Source organism: Virgibacillus sp. NKC19-16 (assembly GCF_021560035.1).
In the GTDB taxonomy this organism is placed as follows: Bacteria; Bacillota; Bacilli; order Bacillales; family Amphibacillaceae; genus Virgibacillus_L; species Virgibacillus_L salidurans.
On record NZ_CP074373.1, the window covers coordinates 1,484,031 to 1,509,878 of the forward strand.

The 25,848-nt window shown below is 39.9% G+C and carries 22 protein-coding genes; 15 read left to right on the forward strand and 7 right to left on the reverse strand.

Translation table 11 applies throughout. The features are described 5' to 3' along the window. Positions 1-65 precede the first annotated feature (65 nt). A complete protein-coding gene (locus KFZ58_RS07695; RefSeq protein ID WP_235794222.1) occupies positions 66-1,316 on the reverse strand; it encodes a DNA polymerase IV in 1,251 nt (416 codons plus the stop codon). 131 nt (positions 1,317-1,447) lie between these two features. Between KFZ58_RS07695 and dacB the strand changes: the two genes are divergently transcribed. After that, positions 1,448-2,809, forward strand: coding sequence for a D-alanyl-D-alanine carboxypeptidase/D-alanyl-D-alanine endopeptidase (dacB, locus tag KFZ58_RS07700; RefSeq protein WP_235794223.1), 1,362 nt, complete (start codon positions 1,448-1,450; stop codon positions 2,807-2,809). 213 nt (positions 2,810-3,022) lie between these two features. Then, the gene (locus KFZ58_RS07705) at positions 3,023-5,086 is read left to right on the forward strand and encodes a catalase (protein ID WP_235794224.1); all 2,064 of its coding nucleotides are present in this window, start codon (positions 3,023-3,025) and stop codon (positions 5,084-5,086) included. 68 nt (positions 5,087-5,154) lie between these two features. Here the strand turns inward: KFZ58_RS07705 and KFZ58_RS07710 are convergent, their stop codons facing one another. From KFZ58_RS07710 to KFZ58_RS07720, 3 genes are read right to left on the reverse strand one after another with little or no spacing between them, the layout of a single operon-like run. Next, on the reverse strand, positions 5,155-6,555 hold the full coding sequence (locus KFZ58_RS07710; RefSeq protein WP_235794225.1) for an amidase: 1,401 nt from the start codon (positions 6,553-6,555) through the stop codon (positions 5,155-5,157). Next, positions 6,548-6,736 (reverse strand): hypothetical protein, encoded by a 189-nt coding sequence (locus KFZ58_RS07715; protein ID WP_235794226.1) that lies wholly within the window; start codon positions 6,734-6,736, stop codon positions 6,548-6,550. Before KFZ58_RS07715 ends, KFZ58_RS07710 begins: the two co-directional genes overlap by 8 nt. Before the next feature lie 13 nt (positions 6,737-6,749). Then, a complete protein-coding gene (locus KFZ58_RS07720) occupies positions 6,750-6,953 on the reverse strand; it encodes a hypothetical protein (RefSeq protein WP_235794227.1) in 204 nt (67 codons plus the stop codon). 189 nt (positions 6,954-7,142) lie between these two features. Here KFZ58_RS07720 and KFZ58_RS07725 point away from each other — a divergent pair, with 189 nt between their 5' ends. From KFZ58_RS07725 to KFZ58_RS07770, 11 genes are all read left to right on the forward strand, one after another. After that, positions 7,143-8,558: a sodium/glutamate symporter gene (locus tag KFZ58_RS07725; protein WP_235794228.1), complete on the forward strand. Its 1,416-nt coding sequence runs from the start codon at positions 7,143-7,145 to the stop codon at positions 8,556-8,558. Between the two features lie 18 nt (positions 8,559-8,576). Then, a complete protein-coding gene (locus KFZ58_RS07730) occupies positions 8,577-9,761 on the forward strand; it encodes a cation:proton antiporter (RefSeq protein ID WP_235794229.1) in 1,185 nt (394 codons plus the stop codon). 226 nt (positions 9,762-9,987) lie between these two features. Beyond that, a complete protein-coding gene (locus KFZ58_RS07735; protein WP_235794230.1) occupies positions 9,988-10,695 on the forward strand; it encodes a response regulator transcription factor in 708 nt (235 codons plus the stop codon). Further along, positions 10,692-11,693, forward strand: coding sequence for a sensor histidine kinase (locus tag KFZ58_RS07740; protein WP_235794231.1), 1,002 nt, complete (start codon positions 10,692-10,694; stop codon positions 11,691-11,693). Before KFZ58_RS07735 ends, KFZ58_RS07740 begins: the two co-directional genes overlap by 4 nt. Before the next feature lie 121 nt (positions 11,694-11,814). After that, positions 11,815-12,579 carry an ABC transporter ATP-binding protein gene (locus KFZ58_RS07745; RefSeq protein WP_235794232.1) on the forward strand — a complete coding sequence of 255 codons (765 nt, stop codon included), beginning with the start codon at positions 11,815-11,817 and terminating at the stop codon, positions 12,577-12,579. After that, entirely contained in the window at positions 12,554-14,443 is a 1,890-nt protein-coding gene (locus KFZ58_RS07750; protein WP_235794233.1) for an ABC transporter permease, read from the forward strand. Before KFZ58_RS07745 ends, KFZ58_RS07750 begins: the two co-directional genes overlap by 26 nt. Positions 14,444-14,561: 118 nt before the next feature. Further along, the gene (locus tag KFZ58_RS19350) at positions 14,562-14,606 is read left to right on the forward strand and encodes an erythromycin resistance leader peptide (RefSeq protein WP_108721263.1); all 45 of its coding nucleotides are present in this window, start codon (positions 14,562-14,564) and stop codon (positions 14,604-14,606) included. A gap of 444 nt (positions 14,607-15,050) precedes the next feature. Beyond that, positions 15,051-16,505 carry an Msr family ABC-F type ribosomal protection protein gene (locus KFZ58_RS07755; RefSeq protein WP_235794234.1) on the forward strand — a complete coding sequence of 485 codons (1,455 nt, stop codon included), beginning with the start codon at positions 15,051-15,053 and terminating at the stop codon, positions 16,503-16,505. A gap of 177 nt (positions 16,506-16,682) precedes the next feature. Then, positions 16,683-17,228 (forward strand): TetR/AcrR family transcriptional regulator, encoded by a 546-nt coding sequence (locus KFZ58_RS07760; protein WP_235794235.1) that lies wholly within the window; start codon positions 16,683-16,685, stop codon positions 17,226-17,228. 69 nt (positions 17,229-17,297) lie between these two features. After that, on the forward strand, positions 17,298-18,455 hold the full coding sequence (locus KFZ58_RS07765) for an MFS transporter (protein WP_235794236.1): 1,158 nt from the start codon (positions 17,298-17,300) through the stop codon (positions 18,453-18,455). A 375-nt stretch (positions 18,456-18,830) separates the two neighbouring features. Further along, the gene (locus KFZ58_RS07770) at positions 18,831-21,197 is read left to right on the forward strand and encodes a polyprenyl synthetase family protein (protein WP_235794237.1); all 2,367 of its coding nucleotides are present in this window, start codon (positions 18,831-18,833) and stop codon (positions 21,195-21,197) included. A 73-nt stretch (positions 21,198-21,270) separates the two neighbouring features. Here the strand turns inward: KFZ58_RS07770 and KFZ58_RS07775 are convergent, their stop codons facing one another. Further along, entirely contained in the window at positions 21,271-22,125 is an 855-nt protein-coding gene (locus KFZ58_RS07775) for an arginase family protein (RefSeq protein ID WP_235794238.1), read from the reverse strand. Between the two features lie 49 nt (positions 22,126-22,174). Next, positions 22,175-23,032, reverse strand: coding sequence for a MerR family transcriptional regulator (locus KFZ58_RS07780; RefSeq protein ID WP_235794239.1), 858 nt, complete (start codon positions 23,030-23,032; stop codon positions 22,175-22,177). A 182-nt stretch (positions 23,033-23,214) separates the two neighbouring features. Here KFZ58_RS07780 and KFZ58_RS07785 point away from each other — a divergent pair, with 182 nt between their 5' ends. Continuing rightward, positions 23,215-23,679 (forward strand): flavodoxin domain-containing protein, encoded by a 465-nt coding sequence (locus KFZ58_RS07785; RefSeq protein WP_235794240.1) that lies wholly within the window; start codon positions 23,215-23,217, stop codon positions 23,677-23,679. Positions 23,680-23,740: 61 nt separating this feature from the next. Beyond that, positions 23,741-24,061 (forward strand): antibiotic biosynthesis monooxygenase, encoded by a 321-nt coding sequence (locus KFZ58_RS07790; protein WP_235794241.1) that lies wholly within the window; start codon positions 23,741-23,743, stop codon positions 24,059-24,061. Positions 24,062-24,739: 678 nt separating this feature from the next. Here the strand turns inward: KFZ58_RS07790 and KFZ58_RS07795 are convergent. Then, complete coding sequence (locus tag KFZ58_RS07795) at positions 24,740-25,579, reverse strand: malate synthase (protein WP_235794242.1); 840 nt, start codon at positions 25,577-25,579, stop codon at positions 24,740-24,742. Positions 25,580-25,848: the final 269 nt, after the last annotated feature.

The window sequence follows — 25,848 nt, forward strand, 5'->3', positions numbered from 1 at the left end:
TGGATTTCTTCAGGCAGATGGATGTCTTATCCATCTGCCTGAAGTTTACTATGAAGGTATTCGAGTCATGCATAATGCCCGCCAATCTTCTTACTTCGATCCAGCGTAATCCCGGCATCGGTATAGCTTGTCGCACGCAATATAGCGGTTGAGCCGTATTTATCCCGAATGGCATCCATCACATAGCCGATGTCATTTTTCTTGGGGCGGTCTTCAAACAAGTCCAATTGTGTTTCCCCTTTTTCAAACAGGTTATCCATGGTGACATAGACATGTCTGATTTTACTTTCTCCATCGTAAAATTGATGGAACAGCTGCATGCACACCTCGTAGATATCCATCGTTACATTGGTGGGGATTGCGATGGACCTTGAGCGGGAGAAACCGCCGCTTGTTTCCTTGGCGTAAGAGATACCAAGATGAATGGTCTTTCCTACTTTATTTGCTGTTCGGGCTCTGCGGCAGACTTCTTCACAAAGATCAAGGATACAGACAGTAACCTCCTCTTTGGAGTAGTCCCGAAGCAAAGATATGCCGTGTCCAAAGCCTTTCTGTTCGTTCTTTGTAAAATCACCGAATACAGGACTTAAATCAATCCCCCAGGCGTGCCAATACAACTGCTCACCCATGACCCCGAATCGCTTTTTCAAGTGTTCCAGGTTAAATCTGGCGAGTTGTCCAAGTGTGACGATTCCCATTCGATTTAGGTTACGTTTCATCCTGCTGCCGATGCCCCAGATATCTTCAATGGGGGAGGGCCAAAGTTTTTCTTCTACATCCTCGTATTTACACTCGGCAATGCCCGCTTTTTTTGCATGCAAATCCATGACCACTTTGGCGAGGAATTTATTATCACCAATACCAATAGAAGAAGTAATCCCGAAATTTTCCATGATATCCTGCTTGATTTTTCCAGCAACTTCCCAGCGATCTCCGAAAAGTTTTTGCAGGCCGTTTACTGTCACCCAGACTTCGTCCACGGAATATGGATGAATAGCTTCTTTCGGTACATAGTTATTGATTAGCTTCGTGATTTCCACTGACACGTGAAGGTAATCAGCCATGTGGGCGGGAACAATATGAATACCTGGGTCATCCGGCAGCTCAAAGAATCGGCTCACATTACTAATGCCATGTTTTCTTTTTAATTCCGGAGAAGCTGCCAGGACAATACTCCCAGACCGATTTGGATCACCAACGACTGCCAGCAACGTTTTCATGGGATCAAGTCCTAATTTAACAGCTTCGACACTTGCATAGAAAGAACGCATATCAATGCAAAGCACATCATTACGAGGATACGGGGAATAGTCCATTGTACTCACCACCTTAAGGAACGTTTGTTCTTATTGTATGCCAAAGGAAGGAAAAATAACAATGGTAATTTATTCTTTAGAAGGAATCTAACATATCTTTGTGGAAATACTTAGCAAAGGAGCGTAATAAAATGAAGAATCAGCTAAATCAATACATACACAATGAGCCAAAATTAAACGGTGCACTTATTGGGATCAGCATTCGTTCAGCCATAACCGGGGGTAAACTATACGAACGTATTGCAGATACGCGTCTAGCACCAGCGTCCAATATGAAGCTATTAACAGCGGCAGCCGCACTTTCTGTTTTAGGAGAGGATTATACCTTTTCAACCAACATAGGAACAGATGGATCATTGAATGGAAATAAACTCCACGGGAATCTTTATGTAATCGGAAAAGGAGATCCTACATTACTACCAGCTGATTTCGAAAATTTTGCAAAGGAGATTCGGGCACGGGGAGTAACAGAGATCGAAGGTGATATCATAGGTGATGATACGTGGTATGATAATGTTCGCTTATCCGCAGATTTGAATTGGAGTGATGAGCATTATTATTATGGTTCACAAATTTCTGCATTAACAGCTTCCCCAGATGAAGATTATAATTCTGGATCTGTCATTATCGAAGTAGCGCCTGGGAGTGAGGTGGGAGAAAAACCATTCATAACAGTATCGCCAAAAACTGATTACATACAAATTCAAAATGAAGCAACAATGGTTGGCTCAAATCAAGAAGTCAAGCTAACGATTGAGCGTGAACATGGAGGAAACATCATAATAATTAAAGGAACCATTCCTGTGGGAGCAGAAAATAGTCAAGAATGGATTTCAGTATGGGGGCCGACAGGCTATGCCATGGATCTTTTTCAGCAGGCATTAGACAATGAGGGAATTTCATGGACCGGCAATGTGAAAATCGCACAAGCCCCTGAAAATACGAATCTGTTAATTGCTCATAAATCCGTATCTTTAGCAGAATTACTCGTACCATTTATGAAATTAAGCAACAATGGGCATGCGGAAATTTTGGTGAAAGAAATGGGAAAGGTTGTACATGGCGTAGGAAGCTGGGAAAAAGGAATAGAAGGCATGGAGGCGGAGCTGCGCAAGTTTGGTGTGAATACAGATACGATTTCGATCAGAGATGGATCCGGAATTTCCCATTTTAATTTAATCCCACCGAATGAGATTACAGAACTTTTATTAGCTATTCAAGATGAAGAATGGTTTCCTGCCTATTTAAACGCATTGCCTGTTGCGGGAGTGGAAGATCGTATGATAGGTGGAACGCTAGGAGATCGAATGCACGGACTTTCCGTTCAAGCAAAAACAGGTACTATACACGGTGCGAGCACATTATCAGGTTATATAGCTACGCTTACCGAGGGAAGGCTTTTATTTTCCATCATGATTAATAATTTGTTGGATGAAGATGAGGGGAAGGTCATTGAGGATGCGTTGTTGGAGATAATTGGCGATGAGGGGTAGCATAGAGCACTTCTCTATGTGCCTGAATCTTCGGCAAAGGAGCCAAGGTGGAAGCATAGAACGACTCGAAGCCTTGTCAAAAGTAGTCAGCGCTAAATAACGATTTTGGGATAGAACGTAAGACAGAACTGCCGCTATTTTAATGTTCTACATCCTGTGAAAACGCATATGTATATGAGTGGTTAACTATTTAGAATTGGGGTGTGAGATCACATGGATGAGAAGTCATCTTCAGAAAACAACCGGCATGTGGGCCAAAATGCTAAACAGGAACAGTTAAATAAGTACCGCATATCAAATTATGGGGAACCAATGACGACACAGGAAGGGAAAAAAAGATCACAAGACCAGGATCAATTAAAAGCCGGTATACGTGGCCCTTCATTGCGTCAGGATTATGAGTTTTTTGAAAAAATGTCACATTTTGGACATGAAGAAATACCGGAAAGAGTAGTTCATGCAAGAGGTTACAGTGCGCATGGAGAATTTGAATGTTATCAGTCCATGAAACATGTGACAAAAGCAGGATTCTTACAGGAAGCGGGTAAAAAGACACCATTGACTACCCGTTTTTCTACAGTACAGGGGGCTAAAGGATCTTATGATACGGCAAGGGATTTACGTTGCCAGGGAGTGAAATTGTATACAGAAGAAGGAAATGTCGATCTGACAACGATTGCGATGCCTGTATTAATTAATCAAGACGCGATGAAGTTCCCAGATGCAATGCATGCTTACCAATCGAAACAGGATGATGATATACCAACGGCGAGTGGTGCACACGATCTATTTTGGGATTATGTGGCCAATAACCATGAAGCACTTCATATGGTGCAGTGGATCATGACTGATCGTGGTATTTTAAAAAACTATCGAGTAATGGAATCGTGGTCCATTAATACGTACCTATTTGTTAATGAACAAATGAAAGCGACTTTTGTGCGATATGTTTGGAAGCCTGTCCTTGGTGTCCAATCCCTTCTTCAGGATGAGGCACTGACAATCGGAGGACTCGATCCGGATTATCATCGTCGGGATCTCAGGGAGGCGATCGACAATGGTGCTTACCCTGAATATGAATTAGGTGTTCAGCTAATTCCATTGGAGGATGAATTTAAATACGACTTTGATATTCTCGATCCTGCAAAGTTTTGGCCTGAAGAGCTCATCCCTGTTGAAATTATCGGGAAAATGACATTAAATAAAAATATTGATAATTACTTTACGGAGTCTGAACAAGTCGCATTTAACCCTGCAAATGTCGTTCCGGGAATTGATTTTTCAAATGATCCTGTCTTGCAGGGAAGGTTAATGGCATATAGAGATACACAACAACATCGACTTGGCAGCGCCAATTACACTGAATTACCTATAAATAAGCCACTTTGCCCGTTTCACAATAATCAGCGACGAGGCTATATGAGACAACGAATCGATGTTGATCAGGTAAACTATCATCAAAATTCCTTAGCGAATAACACGCCGTACACGGTGCCCCCAGAAGAAGGCGGTTATGTAAGTTATCCAGCGAAAGTTGAAGGCTACAAGATTAGAGCGAGAAGTGATTCGTTCAAAGATTACTTTACACAACCGAGGATTTTATGGAATAGTTTGACACCTATCGAAAAACAGCATACGATCAGTGGGTTTAGCTATCAACTCGGAAAAGTAAAAAGCGAATCTGTTCGCCAGCAAAACGTCAATATCCTAGTCAACGTGGATAAGGAAATGGCTTGCATCATCGCTGATAATATTGGTGTAGACCGCCCAAGTGGATCCAATGTCCCTGTTTCCACAAGTTACCCATCTCTTAGCCAGTACAGTACACCAAAATATGCTTATACGCAAAAAGTAGGAGTACTGATTGGCAATGGCTTTAATAGTAATGAGGTGACGAGTGTACTTAATTACCTGCAGCAACGTGGGGTATTTATTGACATTGTCAGTGATCAACTTGGTACGGTAACAGGAGCGGATGGCACAAACCTCAAAGTTGAGGCAACATTTCTTACCATGAGCCCTTACCTGTATGACGCACTTTACGTCGTTGGTGGAAGTTCAAAAAATGAGGAAAGATTCAGCCAGGATATCATGACTTATGTAAGTCAAGCATACAAACATTATAAACCTATAGGTGTTGCAACGACTGGGGAGCCATATATTCAAAAGTCGAGTAAAAATAATTTTGCTGGAGTGGTTTTTGCCGATAATAATTCAGACTTCGGAGAGGATTTTGTTTCAGCTATTGCGCAGCAGCGTTTTTGGGATAGAAAATAGGGTGGAAGTAAAACATAAAAATAGAAGTTTAAAAGAGGTAGACCGTAGATAAGGTCTACCTCTTAGCATTAATAACCGATTTTAGGCATTTTCCCATCCAGTGGGTCTGTGCATTCCCATGCATAGCCGGCTTGGAGCAATAATTTTTCAGAAAGGTGATTGCCCATGAGTTGCATGCCGATTGGGAGCCCCTTTGATGATAAGCCAATTGGAACGGACAAGCTTGGTATTGCGGCCAAGTTTGCAGGGACAGTAAATGGCATGGCGCGCTCTGTTAGGTCAAGATTCTGCTCTACCCAGTTAGGCTCAAACTGTGGTGCGGTGATCGGAAGGGAAGGTCCAGCCAAAACGTCGATGCCCGAAAAGACCTTTTTCAATGCTTTTACCAATACGCGACGGATTTGCTGTGAGTCCACGTATTGTGTGGTAGTTATTAGAGTGCCTGCTTCAAGCTGGATACGGTCATCGGGGCCAAATCCTTCGGGGTTCGCTTGCAGCATACCGTGATGATAACTGGCTCCTTCTCCCATCACAATAACATAACCGGCATAACTAGCCATATTCAACTCGGGGATGTCTACTTCCATAACTGTTGCACCCAACTCTTCAAGCTTCCGGGTGGCCTTTCTAAAGATGAGCTCAACATCCGGTTCCAAGCCTTGTAAAAAGAAACCTGGAATGCCGATGCGAAGCCCTTTGACGCCTTTATTCAGATCTTTTACATAATCGGGAACGTTTGCTTTAATACTGCCAGGATCGTTTGCGTCATACCCGGCCATATGGTTCATCATTAAGGCAAGATCGGATACCGAACGCGCCATTGGCCCAACATGATCCATGGAACGCGCTGTTGGGGTAATGCCGTGTGCACTGACAAGCCCGTATGTTGGTTTCAAACCATACACACCGCACATGGATGCCGGGTTTCGAATGGATCCGTAAGTATCGCTTCCTGTAGCAATTGTTGTCAATCCCGCTGCCAAAGCCGCTGCACTGCCACCGCTGGATCCGCCTGTCACATGACCAGGATTCCATGGGTTTCGTGCGCTTCCATAAAATGGATTGATATTGGACGGTCCTATCGCAAATTCACTCAAATTCAATTTTCCCGTCATAACGCCACCGAATCCGAGCAATTTTTCAACTACTGTAGCATTTATGTCGGGGTGAAAATCATCCAGCATCTTTGACCCAACTGTTGTCCGGATACCTCTGGTGTGCATATTATCTTTTATACCAATCGGGATACCGTGCAGCGGGCCGCGGTAAAAATTGTTCATGATTTCCTTTTCAGCACATTGGGCTTGTTGCAATGCCAGTTCGTTTAGTGGGGTAATATAAGAATTGACCTTTGGTTCCAACTTCTCCATTCTTTTAAGGATTGCTTCAGTTAATTCGACGGGGGATAGTTTTTTTTCCTCGATTAACGGTGCCAATTCACTTGCGGTATAAAAGCTTAGTTCAGTCAAATTGAACGACCTCCGGGTCAACAACAACCAACGGTATTTCTTTATGCAAATTGTTGTTAGCTTTAACGGGGGCATGGGCTCGCTCTATCGTTAGCAGCAATTTTTGTATATAAGGAAGATCTGCCTCTATTACTGGTATACCCTGTCGTTTCAACTGCTCCTTAATACGTTTTTGCTCCATATTGACGCCTCCTTTAGGACAATGAATAATAATTTTTAGGGTTTATATAATTTACTTTCTTTTGATTCGGGTAGTTATGTGCAAGAACAAAATCATCCGGCTTTTCCTGCCAGTATGGTTGCTTCATCCAATCATGACCAACCGCTGTATTATATGGAATCATATAGACCGGAAAATACGGTGTCACGTGTGGTAAAGCGGGGAAATGTGTAGTCATATATGCATTATTATGATACAAACGATCACCCTTTCTTTAAAATGCATTCAATGCCACTGTATGCATAAGCCCAAATTTATGGAACTTTTCCAATCGAATGCTTTTCCAACCTATTTCGTTTAAAGATAGAAAATTAGGGAATAAAGTTAAAAATTGCTTTAAATACATACATGAATTGGAGTTTTTCATATGACGCCTGAGCAGATAGGATTTACATTATTATATTTAGGGGTATTTCTTCTTATCGGAAAATGGATTCGTGTACGCGTGAATTGGCTGCAAAATCTGTTTCTCCCATCCTCCGTCATTGGGGGGTTTTTAGCGCTACTATTGGGGCCACAGGTTCTCGGGAAGATAATGGGAAATTTTGTAGATGAAGACTCGTTTTGGACTACTGGCCTTATGACTCCTGAAGTGATGGAGGTTTGGGGAGCTTTGCCGGGGTTAATGATTAATGTTGTCTTTGCGACATTATTTTTAGGGGCAACCATTCCGAGTTTGAAAAAAATATGGAATATTGGTGGACCGCAACTTTCATTTGGTTGGACGATTGGCTGGGGACAATATGTAATTGGTATTTTACTTGCTATCCTTGTTTTGTCTCCGTTCTTTGGATTGCCACCAATGGCAGGTGCGCTAATTGAGGTAGCATTTGAAGGTGGTCATGGTACAGCTGCGGGGATGCAAGGGACATTTGAAGAACTTGGATTTGCTGAGGGTTATGATCTTGCTGTTGGGTTAGCCACTGTTGGTATTCTCTCTGGTGTAATTATAGGGATTATCCTGATTAACTGGGCGATACGTAAAGAAAAGACGAATGTCATCAAGGATGTTAAAGGGTTTTCTACCTTGAGAAAGCAGGGGATAATGGAATTTGAAAAGAGGGATCCGGCCGCAAAAATGACGGTTCGCCCGGAATCTATTGAGCCACTTTCGTTGCACTTTGCGGTTGTTGGTTTGGCTGTATTAGTAGGTTGGTTACTCCTGCAATTTTTGATTTGGCTGGAAGGTGCAACATGGGGTGCTTTTACTGATTCTGAATTTATGACATACATCCCCTTGTTCCCGCTGGCGATGATTGGCGGTATCCTTCTGCAGATTTTCTTTAATAAAATAGATAATACCGAGCTTATTGACCGTCAAATGATGAACCGGATTCAAGGATTTTCACTTGATATATTAATCTTGACAGCGATTGCCACTGTTTCACTTGATGTTATCGGTCAATATATTGTTCCGTTTTTACTACTGGCAGGGGCAGGAATAGCATGGAACGTATTTGGCTTTCTTGTATTGGCTCCACGAATGATACCGACATACTGGTTTGAACGCGGTATCGGAGATTACGGCCAATCAATGGGGATAACGGCAACAGGGTTATTGCTGATGCGAATAGCCGATCCTGAAAACCAATCACCTGCATTTGAAGGTTTTGGTTATAAGCAATTGTTATACGAACCATTTCTTGGTGGTGGGCTTGTAACAGCCTTATCTGTACCACTGATTTATCAACTTGGCGCTATACCATTTCTTATTTTAGCAGCAGTTATGTGCATCACTGGTGCATTAGTCGGATTACTATACTTTGGTAAAAAGAAATCATGATTATAGGAGGTAGCCTAATTGAGCTCACATCAAGTACTGCTTTTGCTGCTGGTTGGATATATTGTATTCTCCATTGATAAGAAACAAACGTATTTTCCGGTGCCAGTTATTTTAGTATTATTAGGCTTATCCCTTGCATTTGTACCATATTTTGATGATATAACGATATCAAAGGAGTTGATATTTAACGTATTTTTACCAGCGTTATTATTTACTTCCGCCTACAACTTTCCGCTTAATTATTTGCGGAAAAACAAATGGATTATCACCTGTCTTGGTACTGTTGGTGTGTTATTAACCGTGATATTGCTAGGATCAACTATTTATTTTGTTAGTAATATCTTTATACAAATGTCGTTTGTTGGAGCGTTACTGATCGCTTCCATACTTACGCCAACAGACCCGGTTTCGGTTGTTTCTATCTTAAAAAAATCATTAAGTGATGAAAAAATTGCTGATATTGTAGAGGGCGAATCGCTGTTAAATGATGGTACGAGTATTGTGCTTTTCTCTATCTTTTTAGGAATGTTTGTTAATGAAACAAGCTTTTCTCTCGGTATGTTTCTCGGAGAGTTCTTATTTGTATCCATCGGCGGCATTGTGCTTGGTGTTGCGTTTGGATGGCTTATGAGTAAAGCAGTCCATTATTCGAAGCACCGAACCTATCAAGTGATGTTAAGTGTGATTGTTGCCTATGGCAGTTTTTATCTTGGTGAACTAATAGGTGTCTCAGGTGTACTCAGCACTGTGACAGCAGGAATGATGCTATCCTTTGAATTCGGTAAAAATATTAAAGAAGATCATTTCCGAGATTCACTGGATGGATTTTGGAACATTGTTGAGCCGTCTGTATTAGCCTTACTCTTTTTATTAATTGGTATCCAGGCAGCAGAATATTTAATTTTTTCCGAGTGGACACTAGCGATTATCATTTTCATCTTATCGCTAGCAGTTCGCTGGCTTGTATTAACAGGGTTAACACAAGCCATCCCGACGTGGAAAAGTGAATTTGCTTTAAAAGATAGTTCGCTGATTACATGGTCCGGAATAAAAGGATCGATGTCTGTAGCGTTGCTTATGGGATTTGAAGCGGCAGCCAGCAATGATGATATCCTTATTTCTTTAACATTCGCCGCAGTTTTGCTTTCATTAGTCATTCAAAGTGTAGGCGTATATCCGTTAACAAAACGTTTAAAAGGTTAGAACATAACACCCCCGATTACAGGTTGTTTTCGATTGTACTATAAAGAAGGGTTATCTTGAAAAAGGGACCTTTCTTATAACGATAATCGAAAGAAACAGTACATTGGGGGTGTTTTTGTAGTAATATTTAATTAAAAGGTGTTTATGCCGTCCTAGTGTAGCACTCTGGATTTTCACTTGAGATGTTATAATCAAACTGCAGTATACTTGAAATGAGGGTTTTACCATGGAGAAGATTATGATAGTAGAAGATGATGCAAAAATCGCTGACCATTTGCGCGTGTTTATAGCAAAATACAGCTATGACGTGCTAGTAGCCGATGATTTTGAAAACTTGATGGACACATTTTTGAGCCAAAGTCCTGATCTTGTCCTGCTTGACATCAACCTCCCCAGTTTTGATGGGTTCTACTGGTGCAGGCAAATTCGTCTTGAATCGATTTGTCCGATTATTTTTATTTCCGCCCGGACCGGGGAAATGGACCAGGTGATGGCGCTCGAAAATGGTGGGGATGATTTTATTACAAAGCCTTTCCATCCAGATGTTGTCATGGCAAAAATTCGCAGTCAACTGCGCCGAGCTTACGGGGAATATGCGGCAAAACATGAGGAAAGAATTCTTCAAAAGAACGGGCTGCAGCTTTTTCCGGAACGATTTGAGCTCAAATTCGCCAGTAACACCGTTTCACTCACCAAAAAAGAGACAGATATCATCGAAAGCCTGATGGACAGACATCCAAGGGTGGCAGGCAGGGAAGATTTACTGGAAAAATTATGGGACGACCAGATCTTTGTCGATGAAAATACGCTCAATGTAAATATTACCCGTGTTCGGAAAAAATTCCAGGAACTTGGAATCAATGATGCTGTAGAAACAGTTAGAGGTGCAGGTTACCGGCTTCATGTGACGTGGAATGAGGGGGACGCGCCATGAAGCTGTTCATGAAGGAAAATAAGTTGTTGATTGGGCTGCAATTTTTGCAGTTTTTCATGATTTTTTTAATTCTGTGGCTGGATGGATACCGTGAAATTCAAACGGCGCTTTATGCGATTTTTCTTGGATTCTTTTTATTTTGCTGTTACCTCGTATACCGCTATTTTTCTCGCAGGAAATTTTATCAAAGACTGGAGGGGCCACTGGAATCACTTGATGAATCATTGCAAAAAACGGAGTCGGTTCCGGTTGCCGAAGCCCTCGATCATTTGTTGAAATCACAGTACAAGCTGTACACAGAACGAATCAGCGAGATTGATGCCAGTAAAGAAGAACACCTTACGTTTATCGATCGTTGGGTCCATCAAATGAAAACACCACTTTCGGTTATCGAATTGACCGCTCAAAATCTCGATGAACCGGAATCCTCGAATATTCGGGAAGAAACCGAGCAGATGAAGACGGGCTTGAATACGGTTTTGTATATGGCGCGCCTCAGGACGATTGAGCAGGATTTCCAGATTAAACCGGTTGATTTAGAAAAGCTTGTTCATGAAATCAATCAGGATAATAAGCGCTTTTTTATCCGTAATGAAGTCTATCCCAAACTGGAAAAAGAGAAATCGGGCATCACCGTAGAATCGGATGAGAAGTGGCTTTTGTTTATCATGACACAGCTCATCCAAAATGCTGTGAAATATTCGGCTGGACAAAGCAAGCAAATCATCGTCTCACTTTATGAAAGAAAGGGCGCGGCTATTTTTGAAGTGAAAGATTTTGGCATAGGAATTCCGGAAGCTGACCGGAAGCGAATTTTCCATGCATTCTATACTGGTGAAAATGGGCGCAAATTCCGGGAATCGACGGGGATGGGATTGTATCTTGTCAAAGAGGTAGCCGATTACCTCGGACATGCAGTTGAAATGGAAAGTTCAGTCGGTAAAGGAACAATATTTCGCATTGTATTTACACCTGCACAAAACATTACATCAATGTAAGGAAAATGAAAGAATGATCAATGGTATGACAAGGCCAAGGGAGATACACTGATAGTAGAAAATATGTGTTGGGGTGGGTGTAAATGAATTAACGATTGCCCCCAACGAAAGGAGAACCATAATGCTGCAAGTCAAAAACGCAAGCAAAGTGTATGAAGGGAAAGTTGCCTACAGGGCCTTGTCAACGATCGATCTGGAAATTGAAAAGGGTGAATTCGTCGCAATCATGGGGCCGTCCGGAAGCGGGAAGACGACGCTTCTCAATATGATTGCAACCATAGATGAACCGACATCGGGTGAAGTCCTAATTGAAGGGAAAAATCCGCATCATCTGAACAAAAATGATCTTGCCAAATTCCGCCGACGCGAATTGGGATTTGTGTTTCAAGAATTCAATCTTTTGCACACATTAACAGTTGAAGAAAATATTGTTTTGCCACTTACATTGGATGGAGCACGCGTTAAGGAAATGAAGCAAAAAGCAGATATCATCGCTAAAAAACTTGGTATTTCAGAGATTATGGATAAGCGCACGTATGAAATATCCGGGGGGCAGGCACAACGAGCAGCTACTGCCAGAGCGATGATTCATCAGCCGAAATTGCTCTTGGCCGATGAGCCGACAGGAAACCTTGATTCCAAAGCATCCAAAGATGTGATGGAAATGTTTGAGGCAATTAATAAAGAGGATCAAGCAACGATGATGCTTGTTACGCATGATCCACAGGCGGCAAGCTACTCGGATCGGGTTGTATTTATCCGTGACGGGAAATTTTATTCGGAAATTCACCGTGGTGATAGCAGGCAGACCTTCTTCCAAAAGATCATTGATACGCTTTCCTTGATGGGAGGGGATGACAGTGACTTTTCGTCAATTCGCGTTTAATAATGTCATCCGCAATAAGCGTTTGTATGCTGCTTATTTTTTGAGCAGCCTGTTTACAGTAATGGTCTTCTTTGCATTCGCCATCTTTGCATTTCACCCGGTTTTTATGGAGGGAACGATTCGGGGCGAAATATTGTATGGCATGGCGATTGCCGGCGGGATCATTTATGTGTTCTCCTTCTTTTTTGTCTTGTATTCGATGAGTTCGTTTCTGCAATCGCGCAAGAAAGAGTTCGGATTGTTGATGATGCAAGGGATGAGCACGAGGCAGATCAGGCTCATGGTATTTATGGAAAATATGCTGATCGGCTTTTTTGCGACATTGAGTGGTATCTTACTTGGGCTTGTTTTTGCCAAAGCCATTTTGCTGCTCGCGGAAAATGTCCTGGTTATTGATGAAACGCTTAATTTTTATTTTCCGACACTGGCAATCATCTTTACATTTGTGTCATTCATTATTCTGTTTTTATTTATTTCACTGTTTGTGTCATTTATCCTTCGTACTCGGAAACTGATTGACTTGATCAAAGGGGACAGGCGATCAAAAGGTGAGCCGAAAGCATCCATCATACTTGCGATTATTGCAGCAGTTCTGCTTATTGCTGGTTATGGAACGGCTCTATATGTGAAAGGAATGCAGGTTGTCGTTGCAATGCTACCTGTGATTATTGTTGTTACCATCGGGACGTATCTATTATTTACTCAATTAAGTGTCTTTGTGATCCGGCGTTTGAAACAAAGCAAGGGGATATTTTGGAGAAAAACCAATATGGTACTTTTTTCCGATTTATCATTCCGCATGAAGGATAATGCGCGGACATTTTTTATGGTGGCAATTATTTCTACTGTTGCTTTCAGTGCAATTGGATCGTTAATTGGCTTCCAGTCTTATTCGACAAGGGGGTTAGAAGAAATGCATCCTTACACATTTTCGTATAATTCCAACCCGGATGACAAGGAAAGTGATATAGAAAAAGATATTGGGATCATTGAGGAAAAAATAGAGGCATACGATATTCAAGCTGATTCAAGTGTCATTGATATGAATTATTTTAACCAGAATGATAGAGATGTGTTAATCACCAATGAATCTGACTATAATCGTTTTGCGGAATTAATCGGTGAAAACAAGGTGAATGTAGCGGATGATGAGGCGATTGTTGTGGGAGACAGTGATAGAGTGTTAGTGCCCGAGAGTGAAGCGGGCAGGTTGATGGATATCCCGGTTGAACTTGCAGATGGTGAGACCATACAGCCGGACAGAACGTTAGAAGCGCATGTGCTGCCGGAGATGTACTCCTACTATATTATCAGTGATGATATGTATGAGGAGCTGCCACAACCGGTTTCTACTGAGACTAACGTGGCCTGGATGGCTGATAATGCACGGAATGATACACTTGTACAGGCAGGTGAAGACATATTTAATGAAATTGGCGGCTATAACTTTTCACCAATAGACTATACGATTTATCAAATCAATAAAGTATACGGACCGATTATGTTTATTGGACTGTTTATCGGGATCATATTTTTCGTATCTGCCGGAAGCTTTCTGTATTTCCGCCTATATACCGATCTGGATGATGATAAGGAAAAATTCCGTACGATTGCCAAAATGGGTCTGACGGATTCCGAATTGAAAAAAGTGGTCAACCGCCAGACAGCAATTTTGTTTTTCGCACCGATTGTTGTCGCACTCGTTCATGGAGCGGTGGCACTCACAGCGTTGTCTCATATGTTTGATTACAATCTCCTGCAGGAATCTGCGCTTGTGCTTGGTAGTTTTGCAGTGATCCAGGTTGTATATTTCGGGATCGTAAGGTATTTTTATACGAAGCAAATACGGGAAGCTATTTATTAGGTTGATTTGAGGTGACCTTCGACATACTAGCCACCTGAATTCAAAAAACGTTGACTTATTCTACAAAGAATTATATAATAATTAATATACTTTTAAACGTTAAGGAGGATTATTAAAAATGACACATGCGATGAGACTACGTTTCCCAGCTTTGAACCAGTAATTGAATACGTTCAAAGACTCTGTTTGTGTATGCAGAGTAAACGGGATTAGTCTGTCCTTTTTTAATAATCCTCATTTCATATTTTAGATAAATACATTTTGACCATATTGGCAAATGACAATGTATAGGTATAAGAATATGTAATGTTCAGAAAGGTGGATTGTTCTACCTTTCTTTATTTATGTCAAATTTCGCTTCCCTATTATTCTAGTTGGGTTAATTTACGGGGCTCCTAATAGCTCCTACTTGGTCTCTTTCCCTTTACTCTTAATCACAGGCAGATGCTTGTGATTTTTTTAATGCAGTCGTAGTAAGTAATGAAGGTGAAGGAGGTTGACGTATGCAATTCTTATTATTCTTTTGATACGAGCTTGAACGTAAATAAAAGCTCGTATCGATCCTGGCTATCGATACGAAATCACAAAATTTCGGGAGGTAGCGAATATGGAACAAATATGTTTTGAATTAGAAAATGTTGAAGTGTCCTATTTAGATAAAGAAATAGTAAAGATTGACCGGCTAGCTGTACATCAATTTGACCGCATCGGTATCGTCGGGAAAAATGGTGCAGGAAAAAGTACGTTATTAAAACTGCTTGCTGGAATTATTCAGCCATCAAGCGGGAAAGTGAACACGCATGTAGAGTCTGGTTATTTCGAGCAAGTTGAGGCTCCTGCTGACAGAGAAGCTGATCCAGCGTTACTTGGGAAATTAGCTACTGAAAAAAATTCTAATTGGCTAAGCGGCGGAGAGCAAACAAGACGCAAACTTGCACAATTGTTTACTCATTACCATGAAGCGTTACTAATTGATGAGCCGACAACACACTTGGATCAAGGCGGTATTTCGTTTGTACTTGATGAATTACGCTATTACTATGGAGCGCTTGTGTTAATTAGTCATGACCGCGCTGTACTCGACGAACTCGTCACAACGATTTGGGAAGTACATGAAGGCAAGGTGCGTGTTTATTCAGGGAATTACAGTGACTACATGGAACAAAAGCAACTGGAAATCGAACAACAGAGTCAAGCTCATGAACAATTCCTAAAGGAAAAAAGTCGACTCGAAAAAGCTGCACAGGAAAAAATGAAAAAGGCTGAAAAAATTGCTCAAGCGGGGAAAATGTCAAAAAAAGAAGCAAACGCCATGCCGAATAAGTCGTTCATGACGAAATCAAAGGGATCAAGCCAAAAAGCCGTGCAGCGTGCAGCAAAATCAATTGAACATCGAATGGAAAACTTGAAGGAAGTTGAGGCTGTACAAGAAGAAAGACAAATCGTATTCAGGCAGTCAAAAGCATTGGAATTGCATAATAAATTCCCGATTATGGCAGACCAATTTACTCTCCAAATGGATAGCAAAGTATTATTGGATGAAGAGAATTTTCAGATTCCACTTGGGAAAAAGATTGCAATTACGGGCGCAAATGGCAGTGGAAAAAGTACATTGCTTCATCAAATTGCGAATAATGGAGTAGGGTTAACGATCTCTCCAAAAGCAAAAATTGGCTACTTCCAACAAATGAGTTATCAATTTATAAGTGATAAAACGGTACTCGAATTTGTGAAAAATGCTTCCGAATACGATGAAGGGTTTTTACGAAGCGTTTTACATTCGATGCAGTTCGTCGGTACAGATATACAAAAAAGTGTGAAATCGTTAAGTGGCGGAGAAGCTATTCGCCTTCAGCTTTGTCAACTGTTCTTAGGGGAATATAATATATTACTATTAGACGAACCTACAAATTTCTTAGATATCCAAGCCATTGAAGCATTAGAAAAGTTTATATCTGGTTATGAAGGAACGATTCTCTTTGTTACCCATGATCAAGCATTCATTGAAAACGTGGCAGACGTAAAATATAATATTGTTGAGAAAAAGCTGATTCAAGCGTGAAATGTATTCTGTGATGAGTCGCTAAGATAATCCGATAACAGTGTTGAAAAATGATATTTAAATGGCTACCTACTCTGGGTGGCCATTTAAATTGATTATGTGTCAGTTTATTGATCATTATAATTAAAAATGTTATTCTAAAATAGAAAGGTCATTCTATCTATAAAGGGGTATGGTATGAATACATCAGTAAAAAAAGAGGCTCTCTTAAATGTGGCAGAAAGACTATTTTATGAACATGGATTTCGAGGTGTGGGTCTCAAGCAAATTATCAGTGAGGCAGATGTGGCGACGATGACACTTTATAATCATTTTTCATCTAAAGACCATTTAGTTGAGGAGGTTTTAAAGCAAAGAGAAGAAAGATATTGGTGGTACTTGGATAATTATGTGCAAGGAGAGAATAATTCTGCTTTTCTTAATGCAGTAGAAGCCCATGGAAAATGGCTGGAAGAAGAGTCCTATCAAGGGGATATGTTTTTACGAGCTATTGAAGATTATACGGGAGCCAATAATGATATTGAAAATATTGCCCGTTCACACAAGTCAAAACTCCTGCGTTATTTTCAAATTTTGGCCAACCAATACAGCGAAGACACTCACGATGATCTAGCTAATTATTTTACATTGTTGCTTGAAGGAGCAACATCGATGACAACATTGATTGGGGCAGAGAAAGCGACGGAATATTCTATGGCGATGGCTAAAAAGATTATTCAATAGCCATCGTAATTTTTTTACAATCTAAGTAGAAAGGTCGTTCTATATAATTTTGATTGGAGAGAGGGTATAATGAAGTTTTCACGATTGGTCATTCCAGGAATCACAATGATTGCCGTCACCTATGGGCTTGCAAGATTTAGCTACGGGTTGTTGCTTCCAAATATCAGTAGTAGTTTGGAAATGTCCTCGTTTGTTTCCGGTATAATCTCTTCGCTTTTCTATCTCGCTTATTGCTTTGCCATCATTTTCTCTACCGTTTTAACGACCGATAAGGGACCTCGTGTCATGATTCTCACTGCCGGTGCTTCTGCTTTTCTTGGGTTATTAATCATGGGGCTATCTCCTAATGTGTGGCTGTTAGGATTAGGGGTCCTGTTTGCTGGTGCAAGTACAGGTCTTGTGTCGCCGCCGTACGGTGCATCGGTTTCACTTTGGATTGAATATAAAAAACAAGGAAAAGCCAATACATGGATTAATTCCGGTACCAGTTTCGGTATTATTCTTGCAGGAGCAGGGGCGCTTATCCTTGCTTCAGAGTGGCGATTAACCTATCTTATCTATGCGCTAATTGCGCTACTAGTACTCATATGGAATGCAAAAGTGATCCCTAAAATCGGATCTGACCCTCATGTAACTTTTCATAAGGGGGAATTTTCTTTCAGAGGGGTGAAAGGTGCCATACCTTTAATCATTTGCTCGACCGTCCTAGGAATATCGACGGCGGCATTTTGGACCTTTTCCATTGACTTTATCGGATCAACTGGCTCTTATAGCGACTGGCAACTATCACTGTTTTGGGTTATCATCGGTGTCTTTGGAATATTAGGGGGGTTTTCTGGATCACTCATTGAAAAATTCGGACTTCCATGGGCTTACAAATGGGCGGGTCTCGTCATTGGTGTTGCATCGATCTTACTTGCTTTGAACCCGGAAAACTGGCTTACGGCTTACATTTCGGCAGCTTTATTTGGGATAGCTTATATCTTTATTACAGGCATTCTGTTGGTTTGGGGAATTAGGGTATTTATTACCAATGCTTCTTTAGGGATAGGTACACCCTTTTTACTTCTCGCTGTCGGGCAAGTCATAGGTTCGTCATTTGCAGGTATGCTTATTGACCTTGTTGGATTTAATGTTACATTCTTAATCTATGGTTTTATGGGGATTGTTGCAATGATTCTTGGGCCGAGAGAGATAAAGAATAGGCCATCTAAATATAGGGGCTAATCTTTTTGCATCTTTTCCTAAACGCGACTCTCCTGTTTTGGTGCTCGGCTCTCCCGTTTTCGAGGTGTTCTCTCCCGCTTTGGAGCTTGGCTCTCCTGGTTTCGAGATCCCCTCTCTCGATTTCCAGCCCTTTCTTCTATTCCAACTAGTGAATATTGCAAGATGTTTCACTTTACTCAACTAAACATTTAAGCTATGAAAAAATTTGAAATCAGTTTCTATAGTGATAGACAAAACAGAATAAGCCTACTGGTGTTAAAAGTGTAATTTTCACAATGAAATAGTAATATACTGGGAATAAAGCTTGGACTCTTTTCGTTTGCAGTTAATTGTTGTAAGGTTAATTAAGACAACATGAAGTAGGGGAAATAAAGTATGAATAAACAATTAAATGCTGATGCAGGTTACCAACTGGCGGAGAAGAAAGCTGTTGATTATTTTGACTCACTTTCCGTACAGCTTGCGAAAAAGACCTATGCTGCGACCTTAACAAAAGATATACATGCCTGGAAAAAGAATCATATTCATCATCATTCATTACTATACCTTTTTAAAGGAAAAAAGGATTTTGGAGATTATCACAATTATATCTCTTGGCTGGATTACACAGGCAAGCTTGACAATTACCTTGAACGAAGTATTTCCTATATTTTCATGCGGGATCTGGGCAAAGATCTGAATTCATCAGATACAGAAGACAGGATTCAGCATGTCGTGAACGATTTAAAGCAACACCTGATGCATTCCGCCACAGCTACTGAGCATGGCAAAACGGAACTCTTTAGCATGACCTGGTTGTACCGGTTCGCCCAGAAAGAGGGCATTGAACCCGCCATGATCTGGGTACTAAACAAAATCAAGAAGGTTTCCTCTTATATTCCAAAGGAGATGAATGCTGAGGAAGCTAAGCGGAAACTGATTAAAATTATTGCTGGGGTTATCATACACCAAATAGAAGAGAATCATGATGAGATATCGCCTGAAGAACGTGCTAGGAAGTTAGATAGAGCGATAAAGCTGGGTTATTCTTATGGACTAACTTATCCCTTTATTGATGATCTTCTGGATTCAGAAGTCTTATCTGATCACGAGAAAATCGAATATTCAAGTTTAATACGACAATCCATTGTAACACAATCTGTACCGGAATTATTCTGGACTGGGAATAATAAAGAACTGATCCAATATATTCATTCGGAACTCTGCGAGGCATTTGAGTATATTAAGACTCATCTGCGACCGGAGACAAGAGAAAAATTCTTTGATCAATCCTATATATTTTTCCATTCGCAGGAAGTGGATCGATTAAAGGATTTATCTAATGCAAATTACACGAATGAAGAGCTTTATATACCAGTCATTTTAAAATCCGCTTCTTCCAGATTGATGGTCCGTTCCGTAATCAGTGCCCAAGAGGATAAGGGGGTTGACAATCGAACATTCTTTTACGGTATCTACAATCAGCTATCTGATGATTTTACGGATATGTTTGATGACCTGGAGGCTGGTTCGGTTACACCCTATACCTATTATATAAAATATCATGATAAGCGCCCGGATCTGATAAATCCTTTTGAATTGTACTGGACGGTTATCTCTAACTTGATTCATAACGTGTATCACTCGGATCCCAAGTCATGTGAAGTGATTTTGGATCGTGCGATAAATGGTCAGAAACGATTTAAAGAACGAATAGGTAAGGAAAAATATAACGAAGTAATGGAGCTATTTGCTTCCGGAAATAGGAAGTTCCATAAACTAATACAAAAAATGGTTCGAAAAGCAGACGATGTGGATTTCTTTGATAAACTGCTTCGGGACCATATCAGTACTAATTTTAAAAAGGAACAAAAGGAGCGGGAGGATTTTTTAGATACGATCAAAATTGTACACAAACAGATTAACAATCTATTATATATCCCTAAAGCGGATGATTTATCTTCCATGAAAGAGCCAATTACTGATGCTGCAAATTACAGTCTGGAAGGTAACGGAAAGCGGCTTCGGCCAATAATAACCTGGGTAATGGGTGTTAATGAATATGGACTGGACAGTTTAGCAATCGTGCCACTTCTTAAGTCATTGGAATATATGCATACTGCTTCCCTGATCTACGATGATCTTCCATCACAGGATAATGCGTCCATTCGCAGGGGACTTCCCACGCTACATCGGGTGTACAATACGGCTATGGCGGAATTAACCGGTCTCTATCTGACTCAGAAAGCGGTGGAGGAACAAGCATCTCTCGAACGGTTTGATTCGAAAGCAGTAATTCACTTGATTCATTATGCAGCTGGAAAGATAGCGGATATGTGTAAGGGTCAGGCGTTGGACTTAGATTCCAAAGGGAAACAATTGACACTAGAACAATTAAATACAATTTGCTTTTATAAAACCGGGATTGGATTCGAAGCTTCCCTCGTCATGCCTGCAATTCTGGCAGGTAAACAGGAATCAGAACTGAAAGTCCTGAAAAAATTTGCCTATCATGCGGGCATTGCTTTTCAGATCAAGGATGACTTGCTTGATGTTGAGGGGGATCAGGCAGCACTCGGAAAGGAAGCTGGAAAAGATGCTGAAAACGACAGTTCGACTTTTGTTTCCATCCTGGGAGCTGATGGTGCTAGAATGGAGATGTGGGAGCATTATTGCCTTGCAATGGAAGTGTTGCCGGGGCTTAAATATCACACAGCCTATTTGAGGCATTTATTGAATTATATTGTGAATCGGGATTATTGAGCGTTGCCATAATGGTTAAATCTGTGGATTTAAAACAAAGAGGTCTGTGAAAATCAGACCTCTTTGTAACTTATTATTTAAAAATATCTAACTCAGATAATGTATTTTTTAAATTTATAGCATCCCAAGGCAAATACTCTGCCACTGTTAGTCCCACAACATCGTTTTCTTTAAAAAGCCCTGTTAGTATATTTAACAATTCTTCAGGTGTCATTTTGCCTGACTCTGATGGAAATTCAGTAACTCCTGGCTCGGAGAAGTATAAAGATCTAAATAATGTTGGGTCTAATACATCCAGATCGACATGAACAGCTATTTTAGTAAAGCCATTCTCTTCAATCCATTTTTGTATTTCATTCAATTTTAAATTATTTTTATCCTGAACCATATAATTTAAATTTAAATCCTCTAATTCTTTGACTTCTAAATCATTTGGTTCTTGCATTCCAACATATAAAAATGAATCTGGATCAAACGGAAATTTGACGCTCTTAGATAATTCTGGATCGCCTGCTCCTAATAAATTCCCCAAAACCATCGCATGTTCATGATGATATATTTCTGGAGTTGAAATATCCGGATGAGAATCTATCCAAACGACCCCTAGTTTATCTCCATATTTACCATGAAGGTAATCAAATGGGGCTTGGGATACTAAGCAATTTCCACCAAACGTAATAATTCTATCCGGTGATTCGTTTTCTAATACTTCAGCAGCCATACTTACATTCCGTTTTACAGTGGATTGCCCAACGACACCATTTTCTTTTTCTAATTGCTCATTTTTCGGTTGCTCAATCTCCAATTTTATCTCTTTTTGATTATCATTTTTAGGAACTAACCATGAAAGTAGTTCTGCACCAAAATGATACGCCGGCTTATTTGCTCCTTGCCAATCAGGTGCTATTAATCGTATTGTTTTCGTCATAAATATCAACCTCCATGCTTGAATCATAGACCCTATACTAACTATAGGGTCAAGCACTTTCGTTCATCTTAATTCGAAGTTCCGTTATAAAGTCATCTTCTTCATAAGAAAAATATCTGTTGGGCAAAGAAACTTCGTAAACAGGATTTTTGGTAATAATGTTATGTTCTATAATGTGATCATATAACGTTTTGTAGTGCTGAAAATAATGAGGTTCGGACCATTTGAAACAAATGCATACATACATTCCTTCTGACATATGTTTTTTTGTTATATCAGGTTTTGGCTTATTGGATAATTGTTCATTACCAATTAATGATGTATAGATACTTGAATAAACGATTTGTTCCGTGTCTTTATAATCTTTTAAATCGTAAACACATCCATAAAAGTTATCAACGACCCTGTTCTCCTTTGTTTCTAATAAATGTGCTAAATCACGCATATATACATCCGGATTCCCATAAGGTGTAAGATCTGTAGTGGACAGGTGCAGCTGATCCTGTGCTTCTACAAATCGAGTGTAGACTTGTCCTCGTGGTCGATTTGCTAAGATGTTTTGTTCTTTTAGCTGAAGTTTTCGATTATGAAGCATTTTTTGGGCTTGTTTGAGCTGGCTTATTTTTTGATCAATTATAAGATCTTGTTCTTCTAGAAAAGGTAATAGTTGTGCTGCGTCTTTTGTCATTACTTCTTTAATCTGACTTAGTGGGGTATCGATGTATTTTAGATATTTTATAATATCTAGATAAAAGAATTGTTTCTCATGGTAGTACCTGTAATTGCTTGATGGATCTATAGAAGCGGGTTTAAACAAATCGATTTTGTCGTAATATCGAAGTGTCTGAATGGAAATATTATTTAACTTTGCAACTTCCCCTATGGAATAAAGCTTCTGGTTGTTCATACAGCATTCACCTCCTGATTTCTTTAATATTTTCAGGTTAATCATAAACACTATAGTAACTATAGTGTTTATGAAAGAGTAATTCAAGCATTGACTCCTATAAAGATTCTTTTACTTGCAAATGATTCTCATTATCAGTAATGTTGAGAGTAGATAGCATTATGATGGAAGGGGGGTTAGACATGAGCAAGATTTTAATACTTTACACTAGTCTAACTGGCAATACTGAAATGATGGCAGAAGCAGTGTTAAAACAATTGGAACAATATGATCATCAAGTGGTTACGAAATCATTTGAGGATGACGTGATAGAGACGAGGGAGCTTTTAGATTATGATGCCATATTAATAGGTCTTTACACGTGGATCGATGGAGACTTGCCATTTGAAGCAGAGGATTTTTACGATGAATTATATGATATGGATTTAAAAGGAAAAGTTTGTGGTGTGTTTGGTTCAGCCGATACCTCTTATGAACAATATGGCACTGCAGTTGGTATGGTCTATGAACAATTGGAAACACTGGGCGCTAGCATGGTTCCGGATAGAATAATAGTAGATTTGGAGCCGAATTCAGAGGAATTAGAGCGATGTAAAAAGTTGGTAGATACAGCATGTGAAATGGTTGGACAGAAGTCTGAAATGTAATGTGCTTTCGTTGGCAATGAATCTCATTAGCGTATAGTACATAGTAAAGGGAGATGATCATATGTTTGTTACTTTGAGGAAAATGGTTGTTACGGAAGGTAATGCGGATAAAGTCGTGGAAAGATTTAGTAGTCCAGGTGTTATAGAGGAACAAGAGGGATTTGTTGATTTGACTGTCATGAAACAAAAAGCTAAGCGCGGGGAAGAAGAAGTTGTTGTAATGATGCGCTGGGAATCAGAAGAACATTGGAAACAATGGGAAAAGAGCGATGCCCATTTAGCTGGCCACAAAGCAAATAGAGGTAAACCAAAACCTGAATACTTGATAAGTACAGAGGGTGGAAGGTATGAAGTAGAAGCAGTTAAAAAAGCTGCTAATTGATGGTTTTGTTAGAATGTAAATAGTTTACTTTCAGGTAGAGTGTTCTCATTTGGGAATGCTCTTTTATTGTTAGTTTTCTCAATCCGGGATGAATGTTTTTTGACAAGGAAATTAATCATCATGAACTAGAATTGGCTTAGGCCAATGAGATTGGTAGGCGTATTTACAAAGGTGGATTGGACAAATTAATTGGAGAGGCCAAGCACGTTACAAAGGAGTTTCACGGTTTACTATCCTATACGGTGGACAGGGCCCTACACCAATATCCAATATGGCATCTTGACCATATGGAGGGGTACATCGTTTAATCCATTATACCGATAAAAGATTATTGACGTACTCATACGTAAATTTGACATGACTAAGTCTATGGTTATAAGTCAAGTACCGCGAAAAATGCGGACTAGGATTGATTAAATAATCCTAAACACGTGAGTAACGAGAAACTTATGATAGAGTAATTTCGTTAGATGGAACGCGAAGAGCTGGGAAATTAGCATGCTTCGTGTAGAAGAAGAGAAAACCTAGAGATAACTTCAAAGGCTTACCTATTGCTGACGATTGTAAAATAGAGATGCCCAAACAACACGAAAGTTTAATCATTTCCTAAGCAAGAAAAGGAAGTCGTTTGCAAATGTTTTCAGATCATGTGAACCATTCTTATATGTCATCTCATTTTTATTGCTTTAAAGCTCCCTTCGCCTCTGGGATGTTATCCATATCAAGGGCGTTCATTTGACAGAAGTATTCTAGAAAGTTTGTAGTTTCTTTGATTTCCTTTTCATCCGTTTTTAATGCAATGATATCTTTTAGGATTTGAGCAGTCCAAACGTTATCAAAATAACGATATTTACCAGAATTCCATGAAGTTCGATGAGGATAGCTCTTATTAATATAATAATTCCAGAAGAGCATTTTCTCCGCTTCTTGATCGTTAAGCTTAATTCTAAATTCTGCATGGGCCGGTACCATTCCATCATCGTGAAAATTACCGGAAAACGTTTCATTTACCATGTAGAGACCGATAATCCGTCTTTCTGTTTCGGCCTGATCCGACTCTCTTGCAGTCAGAAGCCCTGCGCTGTTCGGACTCACCCGAGTTACTCTGTTTGGCTGACCTTTATTTTTTCCGCTTTGGACCGTGCCGGTATATACTTGCCAGTCGGTAAATACATTTTGTTGCTCTTCTTCGTCCAGCCAGAAAACAATTTGTGAGCTTTCATGAATTTTAAGGTTCTTTAGTTTTTCTCTACGCTGCTGTTCCAGCACCTGTCGCTCTTTTTCTTCTGCACGTCTTTTTTCAAGTGCTTCTTCTTCCATTTCTCTTTGCGAAAGGATTTTCTTCAAAGATTTCGCAGTATCCCGGTCGTTTAGTGTGATAAAACTTCCAAAAGCATCAGGATACACGAATTTTTTAATATCTTCATTAAAACTAATGGTGACGAAAGATGCATCCTGATCCACGATATTTCCTTCACCAAAGACTTTATGCGTTATTTCTTCATTAATTAAATTCACTAAACCATTCTCCTTGTATAAAATATTTGGGTTAGCCTAGCCTGCTTTCAATAGAGTCATTTGATCGCATTGAACGAAAATAAGTTTTCAAATTTAAAATCGCACTCAAATTCTGTCTGGAAGAAGATGCGTACGATTATCGAATGGTGTCTCAAGACTATTCTTAGTATATAGTATCATGTAATCTAAAATATAGCAAATTTATGGTTGACAATGGTGGTTTAGTTATTGTATAATTCAAGATTATTTAATGTATATCTTGGAATCAT

What these genes read in the sequence shown, in the direction of transcription:
- dacB (WP_235794223.1), top strand. Translation starts at nt 1,448, where the DNA reads ATGAAGAATCAGCTAAATCAATACATACACAATGAGCCAAAATTAAAC.
- KFZ58_RS07725 (WP_235794228.1), top strand. Translation starts at nt 7,143, where the DNA reads ATGACGCCTGAGCAGATAGGATTTACATTATTATATTTAGGGGTATTT.
- KFZ58_RS07785 (WP_235794240.1), top strand. Translation starts at nt 23,215, where the DNA reads ATGAGCAAGATTTTAATACTTTACACTAGTCTAACTGGCAATACTGAA.
- KFZ58_RS07735 (WP_235794230.1), top strand. Translation starts at nt 9,988, where the DNA reads ATGGAGAAGATTATGATAGTAGAAGATGATGCAAAAATCGCTGACCAT.
- KFZ58_RS07790 (WP_235794241.1), top strand. Translation starts at nt 23,741, where the DNA reads ATGTTTGTTACTTTGAGGAAAATGGTTGTTACGGAAGGTAATGCGGAT.
- KFZ58_RS07715 (WP_235794226.1), bottom strand. Translation starts at nt 6,736, where the DNA reads ATGGAGCAAAAACGTATTAAGGAGCAGTTGAAACGACAGGGTATACCA.
- KFZ58_RS07740 (WP_235794231.1), top strand. Translation starts at nt 10,692, where the DNA reads ATGAAGCTGTTCATGAAGGAAAATAAGTTGTTGATTGGGCTGCAATTT.
- KFZ58_RS07765 (WP_235794236.1), top strand. Translation starts at nt 17,298, where the DNA reads ATGAAGTTTTCACGATTGGTCATTCCAGGAATCACAATGATTGCCGTC.
- KFZ58_RS07780 (WP_235794239.1), bottom strand. Translation starts at nt 23,032, where the DNA reads ATGAACAACCAGAAGCTTTATTCCATAGGGGAAGTTGCAAAGTTAAAT.
- KFZ58_RS07775 (WP_235794238.1), bottom strand. Translation starts at nt 22,125, where the DNA reads ATGACGAAAACAATACGATTAATAGCACCTGATTGGCAAGGAGCAAAT.
- KFZ58_RS07695 (WP_235794222.1), bottom strand. Translation starts at nt 1,316, where the DNA reads ATGGACTATTCCCCGTATCCTCGTAATGATGTGCTTTGCATTGATATG.
- KFZ58_RS07760 (WP_235794235.1), top strand. Translation starts at nt 16,683, where the DNA reads ATGAATACATCAGTAAAAAAAGAGGCTCTCTTAAATGTGGCAGAAAGA.
- KFZ58_RS07745 (WP_235794232.1), top strand. Translation starts at nt 11,815, where the DNA reads ATGCTGCAAGTCAAAAACGCAAGCAAAGTGTATGAAGGGAAAGTTGCC.
- KFZ58_RS07770 (WP_235794237.1), top strand. Translation starts at nt 18,831, where the DNA reads ATGAATAAACAATTAAATGCTGATGCAGGTTACCAACTGGCGGAGAAG.
- KFZ58_RS07720 (WP_235794227.1), bottom strand. Translation starts at nt 6,953, where the DNA reads ATGACTACACATTTCCCCGCTTTACCACACGTGACACCGTATTTTCCG.
- KFZ58_RS07755 (WP_235794234.1), top strand. Translation starts at nt 15,051, where the DNA reads ATGGAACAAATATGTTTTGAATTAGAAAATGTTGAAGTGTCCTATTTA.
- KFZ58_RS07705 (WP_235794224.1), top strand. Translation starts at nt 3,023, where the DNA reads ATGGATGAGAAGTCATCTTCAGAAAACAACCGGCATGTGGGCCAAAAT.